The sequence below is a fragment of the Paenibacillus lignilyticus genome (assembly GCF_017942085.1).
Lineage (GTDB): Bacteria > Bacillota > Bacilli > Paenibacillales > Paenibacillaceae > Paenibacillus_Z > Paenibacillus_Z lignilyticus.
In genome coordinates this window covers 95212-109158 of record NZ_JAGKSP010000011.1, presented here as the reverse complement: position 1 = coordinate 109158, position 13947 = coordinate 95212, and the positions used below count along the sequence as shown (strand labels likewise).

General features: G+C 52.6%; 11 protein-coding genes. 7 read left to right on the top strand and 4 right to left on the bottom strand.

Annotated elements, in window-relative coordinates:
* Positions 1–62: 62 nt before the first annotated feature.
* Complete coding sequence (locus tag I8J30_RS22820; RefSeq protein ID WP_210662063.1) at positions 63–1157, bottom strand: CobW family GTP-binding protein; 1095 nt, start codon at positions 1155–1157, stop codon at positions 63–65.
* Between the two features lie 249 nt (positions 1158–1406).
* Between I8J30_RS22820 and I8J30_RS22815 the strand changes: the two genes are divergently transcribed.
* Positions 1407–2441: a CobW family GTP-binding protein gene (locus I8J30_RS22815; RefSeq protein ID WP_210662061.1), complete on the top strand. Its 1035-nt coding sequence runs from the start codon at positions 1407–1409 to the stop codon at positions 2439–2441.
* A gap of 83 nt (positions 2442–2524) precedes the next feature.
* Entirely contained in the window at positions 2525–3028 is a 504-nt protein-coding gene (locus I8J30_RS22810) for a hypothetical protein (RefSeq protein WP_210662058.1), read from the top strand.
* A gap of 416 nt (positions 3029–3444) precedes the next feature.
* Here I8J30_RS22810 and I8J30_RS22805 read toward each other — a convergent pair whose 3' ends face one another.
* Entirely contained in the window at positions 3445–4866 is a 1422-nt protein-coding gene (locus I8J30_RS22805; RefSeq protein WP_210662056.1) for an ADP-ribosylglycohydrolase family protein, read from the bottom strand.
* Between the two features lie 65 nt (positions 4867–4931).
* Entirely contained in the window at positions 4932–5822 is an 891-nt protein-coding gene (locus I8J30_RS22800) for a helix-turn-helix transcriptional regulator (RefSeq protein ID WP_210662054.1), read from the bottom strand.
* A gap of 397 nt (positions 5823–6219) precedes the next feature.
* Between I8J30_RS22800 and I8J30_RS22795 the strand changes: the two genes are divergently transcribed.
* Both I8J30_RS22795 and I8J30_RS22790 read left to right on the top strand, forming a co-directional pair.
* Positions 6220–7572: an MFS transporter gene (locus tag I8J30_RS22795; RefSeq protein ID WP_210662051.1), complete on the top strand. Its 1353-nt coding sequence runs from the start codon at positions 6220–6222 to the stop codon at positions 7570–7572.
* 68 nt (positions 7573–7640) lie between these two features.
* Positions 7641–8024, top strand: a complete 384-nt coding sequence (locus I8J30_RS22790; RefSeq protein WP_210662049.1) for a hypothetical protein — start codon at positions 7641–7643, stop codon at positions 8022–8024.
* A 124-nt stretch (positions 8025–8148) separates the two neighbouring features.
* Here the strand turns inward: I8J30_RS22790 and I8J30_RS22785 are convergent, their stop codons facing one another.
* Positions 8149–9273: an undecaprenyldiphospho-muramoylpentapeptide beta-N-acetylglucosaminyltransferase gene (locus I8J30_RS22785; protein WP_210662047.1), complete on the bottom strand. Its 1125-nt coding sequence runs from the start codon at positions 9271–9273 to the stop codon at positions 8149–8151.
* Positions 9274–9401: 128 nt separating this feature from the next.
* On the opposite strand from I8J30_RS22785, the gene I8J30_RS22780 reads away from it, so the two are divergent.
* From I8J30_RS22780 to I8J30_RS22770, 3 genes are all read left to right on the top strand, one after another.
* Positions 9402–10562: an iron-hydroxamate ABC transporter substrate-binding protein gene (locus I8J30_RS22780; protein WP_240548297.1), complete on the top strand. Its 1161-nt coding sequence runs from the start codon at positions 9402–9404 to the stop codon at positions 10560–10562.
* A 167-nt stretch (positions 10563–10729) separates the two neighbouring features.
* On the top strand, positions 10730–12505 hold the full coding sequence (locus I8J30_RS22775; protein ID WP_210662045.1) for a sensor histidine kinase: 1776 nt from the start codon (positions 10730–10732) through the stop codon (positions 12503–12505).
* Positions 12498–13913 carry a response regulator gene (locus I8J30_RS22770; protein ID WP_210662043.1) on the top strand — a complete coding sequence of 472 codons (1416 nt, stop codon included), beginning with the start codon at positions 12498–12500 and terminating at the stop codon, positions 13911–13913. Before I8J30_RS22775 ends, I8J30_RS22770 begins: the two co-directional genes overlap by 8 nt.
* The last annotated feature ends 34 nt before the right edge of the window (positions 13914–13947 follow it).

The following is a 13947-nucleotide window of genomic DNA, read 5'->3' as shown; positions in this document are numbered from 1 at the left end:
ATGAAAAAAAGGGATATCTCATCCTGGCCGTTTGTGGAGACGGCCGGTGAGAGATCCCTTCTTTATTTGCGGGCCGTGAACCGCGCCCATTCTTGCTTGACCTTGCTCTCATCGAGTTCGATGCCGATCATGACAAAATACGGCTCGCCCTTATAGCTGCTCGGCGACCATTCCAGCCGTTTGCCCGCCAGCTGGAACAGCAGGAGGCTGCCATCCTTGCCGAAAGGCAAATAACCCTTGGCGCGCATGCAGTTATTGCCCCGCCCGCCAATGAAGGCTTCGAACTGGCGCCGCGTGAGCCCGGCCGCATCTGCGCCGGGGTAAATCGCTGCCGTTCGAATGCGCGAATACGAGCTCGGCGCTTTGGTGGCGGTGTGAGCAGCGCCCGGCTGCATGGCCGCGGCTGGCTTGCCGGCCGCCGCCGGCGGCTTGCCTCCGCCGCTGCCCGGCAGCTTCTCCGGAAGCACGCGACCGCCGGTTGCGACGGCCGTCCGCGTGCCGGAGATGACAGGCTGCCGCCTCGCCCCCGAAGGCGAGATTCCCGCGAACACGAGCGCGGAATCGATCTCGCAGCGCGTGGCCGTGATGAAGTCGGCGGCCGGGTTGCGGTCTCGAATCAGCTGCTTCACTTTATCCGCGGTTCGATTGGAAATGAGGTCGTATTTATTGGCGATGATAAAGTCCGCCGCCTCGATCTGCTTGCGCAGCGTACGAATCAGCTCGCGGTCCGAGGAGAAGATGCTGTTATAGTCGAGCGCATGCTCGGCATCCAGCACGGTAACGATCCGGTGCAGCCGCACCTTGCCGATAATGGTCGGCTCTGTAATCGCTTCTGCAATTTCCTCCGGGTTCGCCACACCGGTTAATTCCATCACGATCACATCCGGCTGCATCAGCGCCAGCCGCTCCAAGCAGGAGGCCAGCTCGCTCTTCTTGCTGCAGCACAAGCAGCCCTCCGTAATTCGCTCCAGCATCTGCGCTGCAGATGCACTGCTCACCATCGTTCCATCCACGTCAACGGCTCCGATTTCATTCATCAGCACGGATGCGCGTAAACCGTTAGCCTTGGCATGCTGCAGCAGCCTCAGAAGCAGTGTTGTTTTTCCGCTGCCCAGAAAACCGCTTAATACGATTACCGGAATTGCTGATTGTTCCATGTTCGAGCGCTCACACTCCCTCCAAGGTCCACATTCAAAGAAGGATATGCGGCATTCGGCCAAAATAAAACCTCTTCGACATAATCTCCAACGCGCGCAGCAGTGAACGTAAATAGGGATACGGTTAGACGCACATGCTGTTAAAATCGTAAAAATAACGGTATAATTTAGCCAACTTCATTCAAAGAACAAATCAGCAATGGAAGTGATTTGTTCTCTGAACAATTAACGAGAGGACGTACATGAACCATGCATGCTATTCCAATTCATCTGCTGTCAGGCTTCCTGGGCAGCGGCAAAACAACGCTCCTAAACCAAGTCGTAGATTACTATAAAGCACAGGATGTGAAGGTCGCGATCATCATGAATGAGCTCGGCGACGTCAACTTAGACGGTCAATTCGTCGATCAGGACGTGCCGATGGCAGAAATGTTGAGCGGCTGCATCTGCTGCACCATTCGCGGCGATCTCAGCATGGAGCTGAAAGAGCTGATCGAGGAACATCAGCCTGACGTCGTGCTGATCGAATCCACGGGCGCTGCCAATCCGATGGAAATCATCGATGCGATTACGGAGGCGGCTTTGTTCATGCGCATCGATCTGCGCACGATCGCAACGGTCGTGGACGGACCGGAGCTGCTCGCTCGCAGCCGCCGGGGCGGCAAAACCTTCAAGCTCATGCAGGATCAAATTCGCTGTGCGACGGATTTGATCGTGAACAAAGCCGACAAGCTTGCGCCGGAGGAGCTCGTAGAGGTTCAGCAGCTGGTGCGCGAGCTGAATGCCTATGCCCCGCTGACGGTAACGGTTCGCTGCGTCGTCGACCTGGGGATGTTTGATCAAGCTGCCGCGGACAAAACGAAGCCGGTGATCAGCGCAGCTCAGCCGTCGCAGACCGGCAATCATGTCTGCGGGGCCAACTGCCAGCATGACCATGAACACGAGCATGGTCATGACCACGATCACGACCATGACGGCGGGCCGAACCATTCGCATGCGCATGTCATGGCGCTAACGCATTATTTGACCGGTCCCGTTGACAGCCATGCTTTCGAAGCCCTCATTAAGCGGCTGCCGAAGGAAGTCTATCGGGCCAAAGGAATCGTCACCTTCAGCGATACGAACAGCCGGTTTCTCTTCCAATACGCGTATGGCGAGGTAGAGTTTATTCGGATAACCCCGCAGGGGACCGTGAATGATGTTGCGGTGTTCATCGGGGAGCATTTTGCCAAGGATGTCTTGGAGAGAGAATTGGCAGAGCTGACAGGCGCCAATCAAGGATAGAAAATTTGGAATAATTTAGGGGATGCCGGGGATACTATCGCAGAATGGGCAGATTCACAGCCCGCGAAAGGGAGCTGATGTACATGACAACGAATCGTTTGCGTACGCGGCTGGCCATCCTCGGCACAGCTGCCGCGCTGATTCTGACGACAGGAACGGTATGCGCGAATAGCGCTGAAAGTGCGATACCTTCCTCCGACCAGCTGCAGGCGCAGCATGAACAGAAGCAAGAGCACTGGAAGCACGGCGACCATGGCAAAGGCCGTGAGCACCGCGAAGCCCGCAAGCTGGAGCATCTGCAGAAAGCAGCCGTTTACTTTGGGATCTCAACCGAAGGAAAAACAGCGGAGCAGTTACAAGAAGAGCTGAAAGCTGCCATTAAGAAAAATCCTACGAAGTGGGAGAAATTCAAAGCAGAGAAGAAAGCGGAGCGATTGGCGCGACTGCAGGAGAAAGCGACGCGTCTGGGTATCCAGACACAAGGCAAAACGGCCAAGCAGCTTCGCGAGGAAATCCACGCGGCCTGCAAGGAACATGGCATGAAGAAGGACCAGAAGGAGAAGTCTAAGTCCTATTCTGCTTCCTAGTAAGCCACCGAGAACAAGGGCCGTCTCAACAGTCGCAATTCGACCGTGAGACTGCCCTTTTTTATAGTAGTCGCATGGCTCGTCCCGCACCCACAATACCCCCACACCGACACCACCAACTTGCACCTGCACCCTCACCTCACATCCCGCACACACACACCTCTCACCAATATTCTAACGAACCGAACAGGCTTTAATCGGCCGAATTTGAGACGCTCAGGTGGCGGAAGTAGCGGTGGGAGGGGCTTTCCTCGGTTGAGCGTTCAATTTTCGAACTTTCAGCTTGGTATTTTCGCGATTTCCCCTCTGAGCGTCTCGCTTTGAGACGCTCAAGTAGCGGAGTCGCCGGATAGAACCGCCCTAGGGTAGCAACAAAAAGAGCTAAGCGGATGTCAGCCGCGCTTAGCTCTTTTCCATTACACCTCTACCGCCGCCGCCGACGATTGTGCTTGAAGCTTCCGGAACACCTCATAGCTTCTCCGAGCGCATTCCGAAATCGCAATCGGATGGAAGCCGGTCACTTCCGCGTACAGCTTATCGTTCAGCGGTGCCGTCCAAGAGGCAGGCAGGGCGCCGGCTCCCAGCATCGCGCCAAGGATGGAGCCGACAGTCGCGCCGTTGCAGTCCGTATCCCAGCCGCCGAGAACGGCCGTCGTAATGCCCTTCTCGAAATCGCCGCCGGAGTAGATAAGTGCAGCCGCGCAGAGCGCCGCATTATTGTTCGTATGCACGGCGTCGTAATGCTTGAATGCTTCCCAGATGCGGCTGACCAGCTCGACTTGATCTGTCGTCGAATCCGCAATCTCCACGGCGAGCCGCACATCATGGGCGAGCCGGCTTCCCGCAGGGATAACGCTGAGCCCGATCTCTACGATGCGGCGAACGTCAGTTTCTACGAAAGCAGCGGCTATCATCGCCGAGCAGAACATCGCACCGTAAATGCCGTTCTTCACATGGGAGAACGAGGCATCCTTCCAGGCGAGCTCCGCCGCCAGCTCGGGATTGCCGGCAGCACCGTACGCGTAGCCGTCGACGCGGATTTGCGCGCCAATCCATTCCCGGTAAGGATTCAGGTAGGTGCGCACCCAATCCTTGGAGGCAAGGCGCTCCTCGGGACTGTGGCTGCCGATATGAGAGGTTACTTGGGCGAAGTTCAGATAGGCCTGCGTTTCCGCCGTACAGACCTGTGCGTAGCTGAGCTTGCTGTGCCACATTTTGCCGACATCCCACGAGTCGAAGTCAGTTCCGCGCTCTTCCAGCATATGAAGGCCGAGCACGGTGTAGCGGATATCGTCATCCGTTTCCATATAAGCGATATGCTCGCGCGTGCTCGCTTTGCACCACAGCGAAATGTGCAGATCCGGGTAGTCCGCGATACTGGCGGACTCAACAGGCGTATACCCTTGGATCGGCCACGCATCGGCGCCTTCGAACCACAGCTTCACGTTCGCCCAGCCGGGTCTGCCGCCGGAACCGTTCATGTACGGACCTGCTTCGAGGGGCTTGCCGAGCGCGCAGCCGACGGAACGGCCGAGCCATGCGCCGTTAAACTTGTCGAGCCATTCGCCATCGCTTAACGAGGGCGTCGCAATTGCCGGCCCTGCCGGGCTTTCGGCACGGATCGTCTCCAGATCGGAGGGCTCCGAGTAAGGGAAATCCGCTCGAATCGGCAGTGCCATCAATTCGCTGTAGATGCCCATCAATGAGGATTCGTTATGGCCATCCGCTTTAGCCGCCGCCTCCAGTTTTTCTGCGAAACCGGTCACGTCGCAGCCTTCTTCGCCGCGCTGTTTCATCTCTTCTTGGATCAATGAAAATAAGGGAGCCCAACCTGCCATATAGCATTCACCAGTCCTCTCTAACGTATATATTTATTGTAACGGACAATGATAGAGGCATCTTCTCATGGTGCAGGCGGGAAACTCTCATTTTTTGCGGGAACGGCATCCGTGTCGAGGCCGAGCGTTTGTCGGTAATGAACCGGTGAAATGCCCGTCGACTCCTTGAATACACGGTAAAAGGTAGCCAGACTCTGGAAGCCGCATTCGAAACCGATGTGAGCTACCTGCTCGTCGGTGCCGGCAAGCAGCCGTTTCGCTTCTTGCACCCGGAGCATAGCCACATAGTCGGCGAAGCGGCGACCCGTTGTTTCATGAAACACGCGGCTGGCGCGCGAGACGCTGATGCCAAGCTCCTGCGCAATATCCCGGAGACTGATCGATTCGCGGTACCGCTGCTCCACCAGCGAAGCCAGCGCCTTGGTCTGATTGACCGATTGCACCATCATTCGCTGCCGCGAGGCGCTAAGTCCGCTATGGTAATGCCGCAGGAGCAAGCCGCACAGCTGGATGAGCGCACTCTTGGCCAGCGCGATATAGCCGGGCTTTCTTTCGCGCAGCTCCCGTTCAATCGTGATCATCCATGGCGCGATGGCCGCAGCAAGCGCGGTATCTGCTGCAATAAGGTTGCTGAAATGCTCCGAGTGGTACGAGAAAGGAAGCAGCAGGCTCGGATCTTCCCTCATGAGCAAGTCGCTGTCGAAATTCAGAAACAGGTAATGACTGGGATGAAGAGGATCGGACTGCGCGATATGCAGCTCCTCATTGTTTACGAGAAAGAAGTCGCCTTCCCGAACATGATACTGCTTATTTCCAAAATAAAACGTACCCGTACCCGACAAACATAGCCCCATTTCCAAACTTGTATGCGCATGCAAAGGCTGTCGATAGGCTTTAGGTGTCCAATAGAAGGCGTTAATCGGAATTTCATGCTCATAAGTGATCGTAAGCTTCATTGCCGGCGGGATCCTCCTTCTTACAAAGCGATGATAGCTGGATCCCCTGAAAGGCTCTCCTTTTAGGGGCAAACCAATTGTGCAGAATCGGTTTTGACGATACTATTGGGATAGATAAGAGGTGAAACATGCATCATATGCGCTTCAAATGGAGTTATCTTGCAGCAATAGCCGTTTCACTCGCGCTTTGGGCGGCCATCATCCTGGGCGTGAGGCAGCTGCTGCGCTAGAAAGATGTCAATCGCACGGGGGTTCCCGGGGCGAATGGCATCTTTTTATTTTCCGTAGAATTAAAGCATACCATCTTGCAACAATCGGTCAACCAAATTACACTGATAGGCGAGTAGTACTAGGACCTATAGCAGCAAGGATAGAATGAACCGGAGGAGACAGTGGGATGAAGGCATTAAGCGCAACGGAAAAATGGTCTTACGGATTAGGCGCACTTGGGCAAAACCTGATTTATGGGCTCGTAACTACATTCCTCATGGTTTTCTACACGGATGAGTTTGGCATCAATGCCGCGATTGTCGGTACGTTGTTTCTGATTGCAAGGATTTGGGACGCCGTGCTTGACCCGGTTGTTGCTGTATTTATCGACCGCGTCAATACGAGATGGGGCAAATTCAAACCGTTCGTCCTGCTCGGAGGCATGATCGTCGCATTGCTAACCGTAATGTGCTTCTATGCCCCCGACTTCAGCATGCCAATGAAAATTGTCTACATCTATGTCACGTACATGCTCTGGAACACCGCGTATTCGCTATTCGACGTACCGTACTGGTCCATTGCGCCAACGCTGACGAACGACCCGGCGGAACGCACCAAAATTATTGCCTTTCCCAAAATTCTCGGTGCGGTCGGCATCATCATTGCCAGCGGTGCGGTCAGTCCGCTCGTGAAGGCGCTTGGCGGCGACAATGATGCAAACGGTTACTTGTGGACGGCCATTATATTTGCATTAATCTGCGTGCTGCTTATTATGCTGATGTTCCGCAACACGCACGAGCGATTGGTCGGAACAAGAGCGGAGCATGAGACGCTGAGAGCCAGCGTCAACGTGGTCATTCGCAACAAACCGCTGCTTATTGTGACGCTTGCGAGTTTCTTCGCCACAACGCCGCTCGTGCTGAAGAATACGATGGCGATTTATTTTATGAAATATAATGCAGGTGACGAGGACAAGCTTCCGCTGTTTCTGTTAAGCGCGATGCTTCTGATGCTCGTGGCAATGGGCATTACGCCGAAGATAGCGGCGAAGAGAGGGAAGAAAACGACCTTTATCATCGGCGGTATCATTGGCATTGCGGCGAATACAGCGCTCTTCTTTATCCAACCGGAGAATACGGCCGTCCTGTTCGCGGTGAATGCGATCAGTATGTTCGGTCTCGGTTTTATTCTTGTCCTGATCACATCCATGCAGGCGGATACGATTGAGTATGCCGAGTGGAAGACAGGGAAGCGTTCGGAGAGCATTGTAACCTCAGTCGGAACGTTCAATGCGAAGCTTTGCTCTGCGATCGCGGGGGCGATAGCGGGATACGGACTATCGCTATCCGGTTATGTGGCTGATCGAGACCAAACCGATTCCGTGCTGACAGGTATTCATCTGATGATGTCCATCTTACCGGCGATCGGCTTGCTGCTTTGTGTCCTCTGTATCTCGTTCTATCAGCTGTCTGAACGTCGTTACGCGGAAATGATGATAAGCTTGAACGCGAGGAAGAAAGGTTCAAAGATAATTACATAAAACCCCAGTCAATGTAGACGGCTTGTCATATAATACAGCATGTCTACTTGAAAGGAGTTGATGTGAGTATGGCTTATTCAACAGGCGTAGTTACTAATACGAGAGCGTTCGGAACCGCAGCTTCCAATATTGTCGTGAACACGAGAAATCTGGACAGCGAGGAATCGGTATGGATTATCGTACAAATATTCGCTTCTGTCGATTCCAGTGATTTCTATACGGCGTACTACTCCATGTATGAAGTACTCGCTGATTCATACGATGTACGGGAATTCTACATTGCAGGCAATGTCACGTATGAAGTGCAATTGTCGTTGACTGTAGAAGCAGGGGTTCCGAATGCGCTGATGTCTGTAACCGGACTCGACGAATTTGGAAACTTGGTCGAAGACCAACGCTTCACACAAGCGGATCTGACGTTCATTTCCAACCTTAGCCCGGTAATGCTCTAACCACACATTAAGATGGCTCGTTTGCAGAAAGCTGCGAACGAGCCATTTTTCAATTTCTAAGCATGTATAAGGTTCGCATCTATAAATGAGCTTAGAAATCTCCGGAATGAAACGCGCTACACCGTCAAAGGACGGCGTCAGCCGATTCACCTTGTTCCATAATAAGCGCGATTAATCGGCTGACGGCATCTTCCTGCCCATGCTGCCGCATGCGATCTTTGATCGCATCCCGATTGCCGTACAGCCTGGCAAGCCGCGATAAGAATACTTCATCGGTCAGCTCTTCCTCCTGCAGCACCTCGCAGTAGCCGGATTGCCGGAACGACTCGGCATTCAGAATCTGATCGCCGCGGCTGGCCTCCTTCGAAAGCGGAATGAGCAGCATCGGCTTGCAGAGCGCGAGAAACTCGAAGATCGAATTCGAACCGGCCCGCGAAATGACCAGATCCGTACAAGCGAGCGCATCAGCGAGCTCATCATGGATATATTCATATTGCCGGTAGCCCGGAATGCCTTCGCAGCTTGCATCGAGCTCCCCTTTGCCGCAAATATGAATGATTTGATACGCCCGCGTAAGCTCGGCAACATTGCGCCGAATGGTTTCGTTGATGCGCTGGGACCCGAGACTTCCGCCCATTATGAGAAGGACGGGCTTGCCCGGCGTGAACTTGCACCACTTGATGCCTTTCCACGCGCTTCCATTGCGCAGCTCATTGCGAATGATCGGCCCGACATGAACGGCTTTATCGCCTTTAATATGCTTGGCCGTCTCCGCGAAGGTGATGCAGATCCGTTTGGCGAACGGTCCTGCTATCCGGTTGGCAAGGCCGGGGGTCAAATCCGATTCATGGATGATGACCGGCACTCGGTTCAGCCAAGCGCCAATGACGACCGGGACGGAGACGAAGCCGCCTTTGGAGAAGAGCACGTCCGGCTTCAATCCTCGGATTAGGCGGTAAGCCTGGAAGACCCCTTTGACGACACGGAAGGGATCTTTCACATTCTCCAAATCGATGTAGCGGCGCAGCTTGCCTGTCGAGATGCCGTAATAATCGACGCCTGTGAGTCGGCTCACAAGCTGCTTCTCAATCCCGTTCTTAGAGCCGATATACGAGACCTTCCAGCCTCGTTCGAGCAGTGTGGGGATTAGTGCCGTATTTACGGTCACATGTCCTGCTGAGCCGCCGCCGGTAAACAGAATATGGCGCGGCTTCGTTTCCCGCGGCGGGGAAAGGGTTTGATTTGGCATGAAGGGCACTCCTTGATAAAATCATTATGATAAGCGTACCACAAGTTTCTATAAGTAGGGAGAAGGAAAAGAACGTGACATGACCGTTTCCAATATCTTAAAACACTATGCGCGTAAGCAGGGAGAACATGACAATATATTGTCGCCGGATGAAGCAGCCGTTCATTTTGGACAACGGTTTGCTTGACAATGATAATGAGATTCATTATCATGCATGTAGTGGAGAAATCTTTTATCATCAGGGGGCAGTTACATTGTTTAAGACAGGTACGGTTAGAAAGTTTAGTTTGATCATGACCGGATTGCTGGCATTGATGCTGGTTTTATCCGCATGCGGTAACAAATCCGAGAACAACAGCGGCAACGCAGCTACTGAGAACGCTGGCAACGCTACTGAGAACGCTGGCAACGCTACTGAGAACGCCGGCAACAATACGGCAGCTGAGCCTCCAACCGAGAAAGTGGTTAAGGATGCAATGGGCCACGATGTTACAATTCCTGCTGAACCGAAGCGTATCCTCGCTTCTTACTTAGAAGATCCGGTAGTAACGCTTGGCAAGACACCTGTTGCTCAGTGGTCTGTAGCAAACGGCATTCAGGATTACCTGGCACCGCAATTGAAAGATGTGCCTACGATCGGCTGGGATTTGCCGGTTGAGAATGTACTGAGCTTAGCGCCTGATCTGATCATTGTTGGTTCCGAGTCCGCAGTACAGAAAGGGCTTTACGAGCAATATGCGAAGATCGCTCCTACTTACGTGCTTGGCGACAAAGTAAACAACGACTGGCGCGAAACGCTCAAAACAATCGGCGGTCTGCTCAATGAGAGCGAAGATGCAGACAAAGCAATTGCCGAATACGATCAGAAGGCAGCTGACACGAAAGCGAAGCTCGCCGGTGCGATCGATAAGCAATCCGTAGCTGTACTATGGCTCGTAGCCAAGAACTTCTACATTGTAGACGAAACGAAATCAAGCGGCGCGGTTCTGTACAAGGATCTGGGTCTAACGCCTCCGAACCTGGTTAACGAAATTCCGGAGAAATCCAAAGCTTCTTGGAATCCGGTAGCGATGGAGAAACTTGCCGGGTTGACAGCCGATCACATCATCCTGGTGAACAGCGACAAAACAGATGCGGCCGAAACCTTGAAAAACCCGGTATGGAAGAACATTCCTGCCGTGAAAAACAACCATGTCTACGAAGTTCCGGCTTCGAGCGCATGGCTGTACTCCGGCAAAATCGCCGGTGAGCAAATGATGGACGATGCAGTTAAGCTGCTCGTGAAATAAGAAGCTTGAATAGAAGCGTGCAATTCCTTTCATTCCCAATGAATAGGAACTGCACGCTTTTTTTTGTGCCTCGGCATTAAGGACACTGACAGCGGTTTCATCATATGTGCTATAATCGGAATTGGAGTTGAAACGTTTCAATATCGATCGAGGCAGGATGACAGACTATGAATGTGTTGCGCAAGCTGCCCATCAGAGGGCAGATGTTTCTCATTGCTACCTTAACAATGGGCTTAATTATCGCCATTCTGCTGTTTAACTACAGCCGGAGCGCTGCCTTTCTGACCAAGAACAATGAAGTCTATACCAACGACATGTTCAGCCAGATCGAACAAACGATTCTATCGAATTATGATGTCGTGAAATGGTTGACCTACAATGTCGCCTATAATAAGTCGATCCAGGATTATTTGCTGGACGAGGATCCCTTGTCCAAGCTGCAGCGTTATCCGACGCTGAAGAATTTGTTTATCAACTTATCTACGGTTAAGCCGGGGATCTTGGATTTCCTGATTATCGGCAAGAATGGCGAAACCTTCTCGCTGCAGGGCAGTACGCTGAATCAGATTAACGTCACAATGCCGAAGAAGGCGGATTCGTATTTCTCAGCCATCCAAACCTGCAAGAACATAGGGATCGAGCGATATTGCTTCGCTGTCGGTACGAATATTTTCTCGAGCGACATTCATAACCGTTATACCAACGAAATCGGACAGATCGTTCTGCTTATCGACGCGACGACGCTTACCGGCGGCTATGACATCAAATCCCTCCAGCCCGGAACGAGCGTGTACCTGCTGGATCGGAATAACACGATATTCATGAGCAATGTTCGCCATAAGATCGGACAACCATTCAGCTTTCCAAGCAATGGACTTGAGAGCGGCCTAGTGGAGCTGGATGGTGAGCTGCAGCATATTCAAGTGAAGGAGCTGCCCCAGATCGGCGGGAAATTCGTCCGCTTGATTCCCGATGATGTCTTCTTCAAGGATATCCGCAAGCTGCGGAAGCAGACTATTATCGCGTTAACCGTCGGGATCTTGCTGCTCCTCATTCCGTTTTTCCTTATATTGAACAATATGATTTTGCCGCTGCGCAAACTTTATCACTATATGAGAATCCATCATAAAGAAGATTTGAACAAACGGGTAGACCTGCAAGGCTCGGCTGAAGCCGAGGTTATCGGCATCCGGTACAATCAAATGCTCTCGGACGTGCAGGATCTTACCGGGCAGCTCGTCGATTCCAATGATCGGCTGTTAAAGTCGGAGATCGAGAAGAAGCGGGCCGAATTTGATTTTCTGAAGAGCCAGGTCAATCCGCATTTTCTCTATAACACGCTGGATACGATTCGCGGGCTGGCTTCCGAGCGCGGCGTGCCGGAAATTCGGGAGATGACCGGAGCGTTATCGCGGATATTCCGCTATAGCATCAAAGGACAGGACACCGTATCGCTATCGGATGAAATTCGCATTGCGGAAGCTTATATGAACATTCAGATGATTCGATTCTCCCATCGTTTCGCCTTTAAGTACGAGATCCCGGAGTCATTGAAGGGAACGATTGTACCGAAAATGATTCTGCAGCCGCTCGTCGAGAACGCTGTCTTTCACGGTCTGGAGCCGAGATACGAACAAGGAACGCTGACCATTACCGCTCATTACGATCTGAACAGCGGACATGATCTTATCCTGACGGTCAGCGATGACGGCATCGGTATGTCCAAGGATAAGCTGGCCGGCCTGAAGAGTCAGCTTCATGCAAGGAATCGTGGGACGGATTCCGGCAAGGAAGCCGGTGTAGGACTGCTGAATGTCCATCATCGACTGCAATTCCAATATGAACATGACTACGGACTGGATATTTGGAGCCAAGAAAATCAAGGAACTGTCGTTACGATCCGAATCCCCATTCAGATGGAAGGAAGGGCTGACCATGTATAGAGCTATGATCGTTGATGATGAGCAGTGGGTCGTGAAGAATCTGCTGGATGGCATCGAATGGTCTCGCTATGGGTTTGACATTATCGCCACCGAAACGCAGAGTCCAAGAGCGCTTCAGCTCATGCAGGAGCTCATTCCCGATTTGGCGTTCATCGATATTCGGATGCCGCAGATCAGCGGATTGGAGCTCATTAAGAAATGCAACGAGCTGCAGCTGGACACGCTCTTCATTGTCGTCAGCGGCTTCGCGGAGTTCTCTTACGTGCAGAAATGCATGAACTTAGGGGCGATCGGGTATTGTCTGAAGCCAATCGAGGAAGAGGAGATCATTCCGCTGCTTAAGAAAGCCAAGGAGAGGCTGGATGAACGTTCGGCCAAGGATGTGCCTTCCGTGCTGGAGTGGATTGTGGAGGATAAGCAAGAGGGCAGTGAACGGGTACTGAAGCTGCTGAGCAATGCCGGCTTTGATGCTGCAAGCGGCTTGCGCGTCGTCGTCGGCTTGGATGTTGCGGACGCGAATCTGCTTCGTCCGTATCGTCACTTGAAGCTGAGCGCTGGCGGCGGTAAAAGCATGTATATTGCGACGGAAGAGGATCAGCCTGTATCGCTTTACGAGCATTTGGCGAACAGCAGCTCCACCTTCCGGGGCATCGGAATCAGCGGACTATTCCATCATGTTGCAGAGCTGAAGGGAGCTATTGAGGATGCTGAAATGGCAGCCTTTCAATACTTTATAACCGGCGAGCCAACCGTACTCCAAGTTGGCGAGTCGAAGGGCTTCTCGGACTTCAAGCAGCTTCCCGCTGCACTTCAGAATCGCAACTTGTCTGAATTGATGGCCTTATATGATCAATATGAGCAGTTGTTTCGTACCGGCTGTTATCAGATCAAGCACGCCTTCTTCCTCCATAACACCGTATTAACGACCATTATTCACTCGCAGAATCACGAATCGGAGAAGCTTGCCAGATACCTGCTGGTCGACTATGAACGATTGATCGAGCGTTATCAGGATATCGGGGAATTGATCCAGGATTTGAAACGGATGTCCGGGGCGTACTTGGGCGGCATGTACCATCAAGGGCATTTCCGCAGCGAATCATTCGTTGCCGTCATTGAGTACGTGAACAATCATTACCACGAGAATCTCTCGCTTCAGATGCTGGCGGATGAATTTTATATGAACCGGAATTATATCAGTCAGCTGTTTATCAAGCATGTCAGCCAATCGTTTACGGATTACCTGGCTGAGCTTCGCGTCCGCCATGCCTGTGAGCTGCTGAGGAACAGCAACCTGCCGATCCACCGTGTCGGTGAGCGTGCCGGCTATCCCGATGCTTATTATTTCAGCAAAATATTCAAGAAAATTGTCGGCAAGACGCCGCGGGAATATCGGGCGAGCATGTGAAGACGGCATCCAGCCGTCTTTTTTCATTTCAGCA

Bases quoted from the DNA above. Each gene is read 5' to 3' on its own strand.
- I8J30_RS22820 (WP_210662063.1), bottom strand. From the start codon at position 1,157: ATGGAACAATCAGCAATTCCGGTAATCGTATTAAGCGGTTTTCTGGGC.
- I8J30_RS22815 (WP_210662061.1), top strand. From the start codon at position 1,407: ATGCATGCTATTCCAATTCATCTGCTGTCAGGCTTCCTGGGCAGCGGC.
- I8J30_RS22810 (WP_210662058.1), top strand. From the start codon at position 2,525: ATGACAACGAATCGTTTGCGTACGCGGCTGGCCATCCTCGGCACAGCT.
- I8J30_RS22805 (WP_210662056.1), bottom strand. From the start codon at position 4,866: ATGGCAGGTTGGGCTCCCTTATTTTCATTGATCCAAGAAGAGATGAAA.
- I8J30_RS22800 (WP_210662054.1), bottom strand. From the start codon at position 5,822: ATGAAGCTTACGATCACTTATGAGCATGAAATTCCGATTAACGCCTTC.
- I8J30_RS22795 (WP_210662051.1), top strand. From the start codon at position 6,220: ATGAAGGCATTAAGCGCAACGGAAAAATGGTCTTACGGATTAGGCGCA.
- I8J30_RS22790 (WP_210662049.1), top strand. From the start codon at position 7,641: ATGGCTTATTCAACAGGCGTAGTTACTAATACGAGAGCGTTCGGAACC.
- I8J30_RS22785 (WP_210662047.1), bottom strand. From the start codon at position 9,273: ATGCCAAATCAAACCCTTTCCCCGCCGCGGGAAACGAAGCCGCGCCAT.
- I8J30_RS22780 (WP_240548297.1), top strand. From the start codon at position 9,402: ATGACAATATATTGTCGCCGGATGAAGCAGCCGTTCATTTTGGACAAC.
- I8J30_RS22775 (WP_210662045.1), top strand. From the start codon at position 10,730: ATGAATGTGTTGCGCAAGCTGCCCATCAGAGGGCAGATGTTTCTCATT.
- I8J30_RS22770 (WP_210662043.1), top strand. From the start codon at position 12,498: ATGTATAGAGCTATGATCGTTGATGATGAGCAGTGGGTCGTGAAGAAT.